The sequence below is a fragment of the Faecalimonas sp. LCP19S3_D12 genome, assembly GCF_052121495.1.
Taxonomy (GTDB): domain Bacteria; phylum Bacillota; class Clostridia; order Lachnospirales; family Lachnospiraceae; genus Faecalimonas.
This window is the reverse complement of sequence record NZ_JBQKED010000070.1, coordinates 1-8339: the sequence shown is the minus strand read 5'-3', so window position 1 is coordinate 8339 and position 8339 is coordinate 1. Positions and strand designations below refer to the sequence as shown.

The 8339-nt window shown below is 40.0% G+C and carries 6 protein-coding genes; all 6 read left to right on the top strand.

The genetic code is table 11. From position 1 onward, the window contains the following. Window positions 1–228 precede the first annotated feature (228 nt). The 6 genes from ACTQXY_RS14620 to nagA all read left to right on the top strand — a co-directional run bounded on the left by ACTQXY_RS14620 (window position 229) and on the right by nagA (window position 8192). On the top strand, window positions 229–981 hold the full coding sequence (locus tag ACTQXY_RS14620) for an ATP-binding cassette domain-containing protein (protein WP_441660078.1): 753 nt from the start codon (window positions 229–231) through the stop codon (window positions 979–981). Between the two features lie 73 nt (window positions 982–1054). Then, the gene (locus ACTQXY_RS14615) at window positions 1055–2212 is read left to right on the top strand and encodes a nucleotidyltransferase family protein (RefSeq protein WP_441660077.1); all 1158 of its coding nucleotides are present in this window, start codon (window positions 1055–1057) and stop codon (window positions 2210–2212) included. Further along, entirely contained in the window at window positions 2190–3953 is a 1764-nt protein-coding gene (locus ACTQXY_RS14610) for a methyl-accepting chemotaxis protein (RefSeq protein WP_441660076.1), read from the top strand. The genes ACTQXY_RS14615 and ACTQXY_RS14610 overlap by 23 nt, the downstream gene beginning before the upstream one ends. Window positions 3954–3979: 26 nt before the next feature. Beyond that, window positions 3980–6151, top strand: a complete 2172-nt coding sequence (locus ACTQXY_RS14605; RefSeq protein WP_441660075.1) for a bacteriohemerythrin — start codon at window positions 3980–3982, stop codon at window positions 6149–6151. Between the two features lie 149 nt (window positions 6152–6300). Next, entirely contained in the window at window positions 6301–7032 is a 732-nt protein-coding gene (gene nagB / locus ACTQXY_RS14600; RefSeq protein WP_441660074.1) for a glucosamine-6-phosphate deaminase, read from the top strand. A gap of 47 nt (window positions 7033–7079) precedes the next feature. Beyond that, window positions 7080–8192, top strand: a complete 1113-nt coding sequence (gene nagA, locus ACTQXY_RS14595) for an N-acetylglucosamine-6-phosphate deacetylase (protein ID WP_441660073.1) — start codon at window positions 7080–7082, stop codon at window positions 8190–8192. Window positions 8193–8339: the final 147 nt, after the last annotated feature.

The window sequence follows — 8339 nt, the reverse complement described above, 5'->3', positions numbered from 1 at the left end:
ATAACCTGTAACTTTGTCTACATATTCAATTTTCAAAGCAGCCACCGTAAGATGGCTTTGTTGTGATACGATTAAGGTAATGGATAACCTCTACTTTTCATTTTCAATCTTGCGTCCTCTCTTAGAATTTTTTATTGTCGTCCTTTGGGTTGACGAATTTTGTCGAAAACAGTATAGTAAAAGTATATCATATATGTTAGTGGATGTAAAAGAGGGTAAGGCGGCAAAATGGCAGAGATTATTTTTGATCATGTAACAAAGTGTTTTCGGGAAGAGATTGCACTAGAAGATGTATCCTTTGAAATAGAAGAAGGAGAATTTGTTTTTGTAATCGGGAAAAGTGGTGCTGGAAAAAGTACATTATTGAAGTTGATGTTGAAACAGGAAGATGTGACATCGGGAGAGATTATCATTGCAGGAAAGTCGCTTCAGAGTATGAAGAGGAGAATGCTACCATATCACCGCAGAAAGATTGGCTATATGTCGCCGGATGTTGGGTTGTTGAGAGACAGGAATGTGTATGACAATTTGGATCTTGCGATGATGGCAGTCGAGAAGAGCAAACGGCAGTCTAGAAAGGAGATTGCAAGGGTGCTTGGCATTGTAGGTCTTGCAGATAAGGAGAAAGCCTATGCGGATGAATTGTCGGGAGGAGAAGTCGCAAGAATTTTGCTTGCAAGAGCGCTGCTTGTGCATCCACAGATTCTGATTGCGGACGAGCCAACTGCGAATTTGGATCCGGATGCAGCGTGGGATTTGATGCTTTTGTTGAAGGAGCTCAATCACAGTGGGATTACCGTTGTAGCAGCGAGTCACTCTCGAGAGCTTGTGTCCATTATGAAAAAGCGGGTGCTTACGCTTGTGGCAGGCTGTCTTGTGGCAGATGAGAAGCGGGCAATTTACAATCAAAAAGCAATAGATATTTTTGAAGAACGAAAAATTTTAGAGAAACGAGGAAAAAATATTAATTTTTTTATATAAATATCCGATAAAAAATATTGAGACTATAAATTTATGAGGGGGGGGAAGTGCAATCGACTATGAATTAAAGTATATGTTCATTTTGCTGACATCTATTTTAAAGCAGAAACCGGTTCAGATTGTCAAAAAGAAGATTGACTGGCAGAAGCTGTTGCGATATGCGGAATATCATGATGTGATAACCTTGTTTTATTATGCTGTTTTGGGGATTGAAAAGGAACTTGCAGGAAAATGGGAAGAAGACTTATATCATAAGTATAAAAAAGAGCTTTTGCTGCAGTCAGAGTACCTCGTAGCACAAGAGACAATTATTTGGCAATTGGAACAACAGCATATTCATGCACTACTTCTTTCTGGTATAGCAAGATATGACCTATATTATAAAAAAGAGATGGGAGATATCGATAGTCTGGAATTTTTGGTAGAGGCTGGTAGTTGGCGCAAGATTCAGGCGTTGATGGATGCGATGGACTATGAGAAAAAAGAAGAACGGGGATATCACGGAGTTCTCTATGTCAGAACACCGGGAATCAGAGTGAGATTCTTAAAAGAGATTCCAGATGCAGGGCGACGTGTTCGGAAGATGTTGGAGCAGCAGTCAAAGGGGAAACCGTATGTAAGGTGCCTCACTCCAGAAAAACAGTATATTTATAATTTGACAGCATTAATGGAACATTATCTTTTAGGGAACATTACAATTCGTAAAATCTTGGATTTTCGATTGTACAAAGAAAAATTCACTAGTATGATTTCAGAAGAAACGGTAAAGGAAGTGCTAGAGAAGTCCCGAATGACAGAATGGGAACAGTGTGTGATTGGATTGAGTGATTTATGGTTTGGAAAAGGTGTGTCTGCAGAAGAGAGTACACTTGTTCTTGCGCTTGAAGAATATGTGTTGAATCCCGGAAAGGTCGATCTGGTATTAGATGAGAAACTGCTGCCTTCAAACAGGAAACGTCTCGATTTCTATGAGCGAGACAGAGAAGAGGAGTGGAGAGTGAAAAAAAAGGGGTGGATATTTCCATCTAAGGATTACATGAAACAAATCTTCCCGGTTTTAAAAAGAGCCCCTTTTTTGATTGTTTTTTGTTGGGGAATTCGAGGGGGGCGTATTTTCAAAAAGATAGTAGGTCAGAATATAGGAAAACTAGAAAAAACTATATTAGAAAAATTCAAAAGAATAAAGAGAGATAAAGGAGCAAAAGAAAATGAAAAAGATGAAGTTAGGTAAAAAAATCTTTGCAGGATTTGCGATTGCTGTTTTAGCATCGTTGATATTGGTGATACTTGCAGTATCTTCAATTAATAAGGTGAGGTGGTTGTCACATGAACTGTATCAAAAGCCTTTTGTGAGTGCTACAGAATCAATGAGTTTTTCTAAACATGTGCATGAGATTGAGGCGGTGCTTTACAGCGCGATGCTTGAAAAAAATATAGATAAATATGAGACGCAATTAGAACAGATTGCAGAGCAAGCAGGCGAAAGCTATGAAAGATTGCAACAAGCTGGAGAAGGGACAATTCCGTCTTTAGAGGAACTGGATGTTGCCAGTGAAACAGCGGGAAGTGTAAGAAAAGAGATTACAGAACTGATGAAAGCAGGCAAATGGGATGAGGCAGAACAAGTGCTTGTTAGTGAATATGCGGAGGCAATTCAAAATTGTGCCGATATTTCTGAAAAGGTGCATCAGGAAGCGAACGAAGACGCAGAAAGATTTGATACAGAAGCCGTTAAGATAAGAAAAGGTGCACTCGTACTCCAATTGAGCATTTTTGTTGTTCTAGTTATAGCTACTTTTATTATTATGACAAGAATTATTAAAGGAATCGTGAAACCGGTGGAGGAACTGGAAGCGGTTGCAAAAAATATTTCGAGTGGTCGTGTAAAGAATGAGATTCTCTATGAATCGGAAGACGAACTTGGATCATTGGCAGAGAGTTTCCGAATTATCTGTCAAGGGCTTGATAGTGTCGTATCTGATCTGACTCGATTGATGGATGAGATGGCGAATGGTAATTTTGATATCAAAACGCAGGCAGAAGAGATGTACATAGGAGATTTTGAGCCTCTTCTTGAATCAATCCGAACGATGAACCATAGTCTTAGTGATACATTGGCTAAGATTAATGATGCCGCAGATCAGGTTGCAGGAAGCTCAGATCAGATGTCTTCTGCAGCACAAGGACTTTCGCAGGGGGCAACAGAGCAGGCGAGCTCTGTTGAAGAACTTGCAGCGACAATCAATGATATTTCAATGCAGGTAAGCGGTACTGCAGAGCATGCAAGAACTGCAAGAGAACAAGTGGAAAATGCAGGTCGTGAACTTATGGAGTCTAATGAAAGCATGGCGCAGATGATTCAGGCAATGCAGGATATTAGTCAAAAATCAAGTGAAATTGGAAAAATTATTAAAACAATTGAAGATATTGCATTCCAAACGAACATACTTGCATTGAATGCGGCTGTTGAGGCAGCCAGAGCCGGTGAAGCAGGAAAAGGCTTTGCAGTTGTAGCGGATGAAGTTAGAAACCTTGCATCTAAGAGCGCAGAGGCTGCAAAAAACACAACTATTTTGATTGAAGGTTCTATTCAGGCGGTAGAAGAAGGAACAAGAATTGCAGATCAAACAGCAGCGGCACTTTCATCTACAGTGGAAAGTACAGAATGTGCGGTTGATACAGTGGCAAAGATCAGTCAAGCGGCAGAACAGCAAGCACAGTCGATTGCGGAGGTTACACAAGGTGTAGATCAGATTTCCAGTGTTGTACAGACAAATTCAGCTACAGCAGAAGAAAGTGCAGCGGCAAGTGAAGAACTTGCAAGTCAATCACAGATTCTGAAAGGGTTAGTTGGACAGTTTCGATTGAAAGGTCGCGCACATGGTTCGGAGATGCTTTCTCAGAATCATAGAGAAGAGTTCCTATATTCTGACTTTCAAAATATAGAGACATACGACGACAGCAAATACTAAAGAAAGATGTAGAAGAGGGAGAAAAGATGTTAAAAAAGCTAAAGATAAGAAATAGACTATTTGTCAGTTTTGGTATAGTTTTGGTTTTGACAGTTGCGATTTCCTTGAGTTCCATTTCAGCATTAAATAAATCAAGTAAAGATTTGGAAGAGGTTATATCAGGGGTAGTAGCAGTAGATGCCGCAGTGAAAAATAACCGTATCTATACGAATATAGTAGGACGATATATTCGTGATATTGTTATAAAAGGAGCAGGAGCAGACGTATCAACTGAGAAAAAAGCTATTCAACAAAATATTGAGTTGATCACAGAAGACTTGGATACAATGGAACGGCTCGAGGTTTTAGATAAGGATGCGGTTGAAGAATATAGAACAGCAATTGAAGAGTGGTTGAACATTGGAGACAAAGTACTTCAGCTTATGGATGAAGGAAAAGAGGACGAGGCTGAAAAAGTAATTTTGGAAGAATGTACACCAATGTTAAAAAAGGTAGTAGAACTAGCAAAGCCTTTAGATACAGAAACAGATTCTCTACGTCAGGAGGCGATGGAGAGAAATGTAAGAATCACAAACCGTTCGTCGATTTTTATCGTAGGAATGTTGCTTGTATCTGTTGCCATAGCGATTTTTATTGCTGTTAGAGTGACTAAGATGATTGTAAATCCTCTCAAAGAAGTGGAAGAAGCAATGGAGAGAATTGCACAAGGAAAGATGCAGCAGGAATTTACATATGAATCAGATGATGAAGTTGGACTGTTGATTGAAAATGTAAAGAAAAGCTGTGAGATTTTAGAAGAGAGTATTGGGGATTTAACCAGATTATTAACGGAGATGGCCGACGGAAATTTTGATATCAGAGTAAAAGACGGTGTTTATAAAGGTGATTTACAACCGATTCTTTTGGCAATTCGTCAGATGAACAGAAATCTTAGCTCTACACTTTCTCAAATCAACATTGCCTCAGATGAAGTTGCAAACGGAGCAGATCAGGTATCCTCCGGTGCGCAGGCATTGTCGCAAGGAGCAACAGAGCAGGCGAGTGCGATAGAGGAACTTGCAGCCACAATCAATGATATTTCTATGCAAGTACAGAAAACTGCAGATAATGCACGTGAGGCAAGTGCAAAGGTAACAGAGGCACAGAATGAGTTATTGTTCTCGAACGAGCATATGAGTGAAATGATCGAGGCGATGCAAGAGATCGAACAGAAATCCGGCGATATTGGAAAGATTATTAAAACAATTGAAGATATTGCATTCCAGACAAATATCCTTGCTTTAAATGCAGCGGTCGAGGCGGCAAGAGCCGGTGAGGCAGGTAAGGGATTTGCGGTTGTAGCGGACGAAGTAAGAAATCTTGCATCTAAGAGTGCAGAGGCAGCAAGTAATACAACGAATCTGATTGAGGGAACGATTCAAGCAGTGACAAATGGAACGCACATTGCAGGACAGACAGCTGAAGCACTTCGTGTGACAGTGGAAAGTACAAAACAGGTTGTCGATTATGTAGATAAAATTTCTAATGCGGCAATAGAGCAGGCAGATGCAATTAATCAGGTTACACAGGGTGTAGATCAGATTTCAAGTGTTGTACAGACCAATTCAGCAACTGCGGAAGAGAGTGCAGCAGCGAGTCAGGAACTTGCAGGGCAGTCACAACTTTTGAAAACATTAGTTGGAAAGTTTCATTTGAGAAGAGAGAATGGGGAGGAGGAACAAACTACTCTGACACGAAGTGCTACCTATCAGCAGGAGGGACAAAAGATTCAGAGAAATAGAATACCTGTAAGAACTTATGATTTCACAGAGGATCTTTTGACTGGAAATGATATGATCGATGAACAGCATGAACAATTATTCGACCACATTAATAATCTGCTCAGAGCGTGTGGAGAAGGAAAAGGAAGAGTAGAACTTGGAAGAGTGGTGCAATTTCTGATAGATTATACTGAAGAGCATTTTTCAGCAGAAGAGAGACTTCAAGACAAATATAAATATCCGGACAGAGAAAATCATAAGAGATATCACGAGGCATTCAAACATGCACTTAGAGAAATGGCAGACGAGTTAGAAAGAGAGGGTGCAACTGTTACGCTAGTAGGAAAGATCAATAAAAGTGTTGGGGACTGGCTTGTAAATCATGTTAAAAAGCAGGATGTAAGAGTTGCAGCACATATAGCGCAGAATAAATATTAGAAGTTAGGGCATGTTTTTTAAAACATGCCCTTTAGTTGCAATTAGATACAAAATATGGCTGATTGTGCAATTGCTAGAAAGAGGGATATATATTATAATAAAATTAAGGTAGATTCGACATACATAAAATTAAAAGAAGGAGAAAAAGAATGAAAATTATTAAAACAGCAGATTATAATGGGATGAGCAGAAAAGCTGCTAATTTAATCGGAGCACAGGTGATTATGAAACCGGACTGTATTTTAGGTCTTGCTACAGGCTCATCTCCGATTGGAACTTATAAAGAACTGATCAAAAGATGTGAAGAGGGAGATCTTGATTTTTCTCAAGTGCAATCAGTAAATCTTGATGAATATAAAGGTCTTTCAAGAGATAATGATCAAAGTTATTACTATTTTATGAATCACAATTTGTTTGATCACATTAACATTGACAAGGCAAATACACACGTACCAAATGGTATGGAATTAGATGCAGAAAAAGAATGCGCGAATTATGAAGAGCTGATTAAATCTTTAGGGGGCATTGATCTTCAGTTATTAGGTCTTGGACACAATGGGCATATCGGATTCAATGAACCAGCAGAAGAATTTGATAAAGTGACACATTGCGTAGACTTACAGGAAAGTACAATCGAGGCAAATAAGCGTTTCTTTGCATCGGTGGATGATGTTCCGAGACAGGCTTACACAATGGGAATTGGTACAATTATGAGCGCAAAGAAAATCGTTGTTGTAGTAAGCGGCGAAGATAAAGCGGATATTGTAAAGAGAGCGTTTAGCGGACCGATAACACCATCTGTTCCGGCATCTATTTTACAGATGCATCCAGATGTAACTGTGATTTGTGATGCGGCTGCATATTCAAAAGTAGAAGAATAATCTGATCTGGAAGGAGGTGGCACAGGATAGGGACTGTGCAAAGCGTTATGATTATTAAAAATGTAAAAGTATTTACAGAGGATAAGACATTTGAACCGGGAGCGATTGGAATCGAAAATGGAATTTTTAAAAACAATCTGTTTGAAAGCGGTGAGATTATTGACGGAGAAGGCTGCTATGCCATCCCGGGATTGATTGATGTACATTTTCACGGATGTATGGGATATGATTTCTGTGACGGAACACAGGAAGCAATTGAGAAAATTGCAGAGTATGAAGGCTCTCAGGGAATCACAACGATTGTTCCTGCGACAATGACATTGTCGGAAGAGGATTTGATGAAAATTATGGCAAATGGCGGAGCTTATGAGAATAAAGCGGGGATTGCCACACTTGCCGGAATTAATATGGAAGGACCATTTATCTGTTCTAAGAAAAAAGGTGCACAGGCAGCTACACATATTCATAAACCGGATGTTGCGATGTTCAGAAGGCTTCAGGAGGCAGCAAACGGATTGATTCGTCTCGTAGAACTTGCACCGGAAGAAGAAGGGGCTATGGACTTTATTCGTGAACTGAAAGATGAAGTGCATATTTCATTTGCACATACGACGGCAGATTACGATACAGCAAAAGCAGGATATGATTTGGGAGCCTGCCATGCAACACATTTATATAATGCGATGCCGCCGTTCACACACAGAGAACCTGGTGTGATTGGAGCTGCAAGAGACAGTGAACACTGTATGGTAGAGTTGATCTGTGATGGAATTCATATTCATCCATCTGTTGTGCGTGCAACATTTGAGATGTTTGGAGATGACAGAATTGTCATGATCAGCGACAGTATGAGAGCATGCGGATTGTCGGACGGAGATTATACTCTTGGAGGACAGGACGTGAAAGTAGTTGGAAAGCTTGCAACATTGACATCAGATGGAGCAATCGCCGGATCTGTTACAAACTTGATGGATTGTGTGAGAACAGCCGTGAAAGAGATGGGAATTCCACTTGAGAGCGCTGTTGCCGCAGCGACAATGAATCCTGCAAAGAGCGTTGGATTGTATGAACAGTATGGTTCCATCTCAGAAGGAAAAGTTGCAAATGTAGTGCTGTTGGATGAAGATCTGAATATCAAAAAAGTCATTATCAACGGATAATAAGAAACAGAAAAAGAGCAAGGTATTGGAAAACTTTGAGGTGACCCCTCAAAGTTAGACTTTCACGAGACGACTTCGGTCGTCTCGTTTTTCTTTATGCAGCTAGAAGATGGAGCCTGTATTGAACAGGACTCATCCATCCTAACT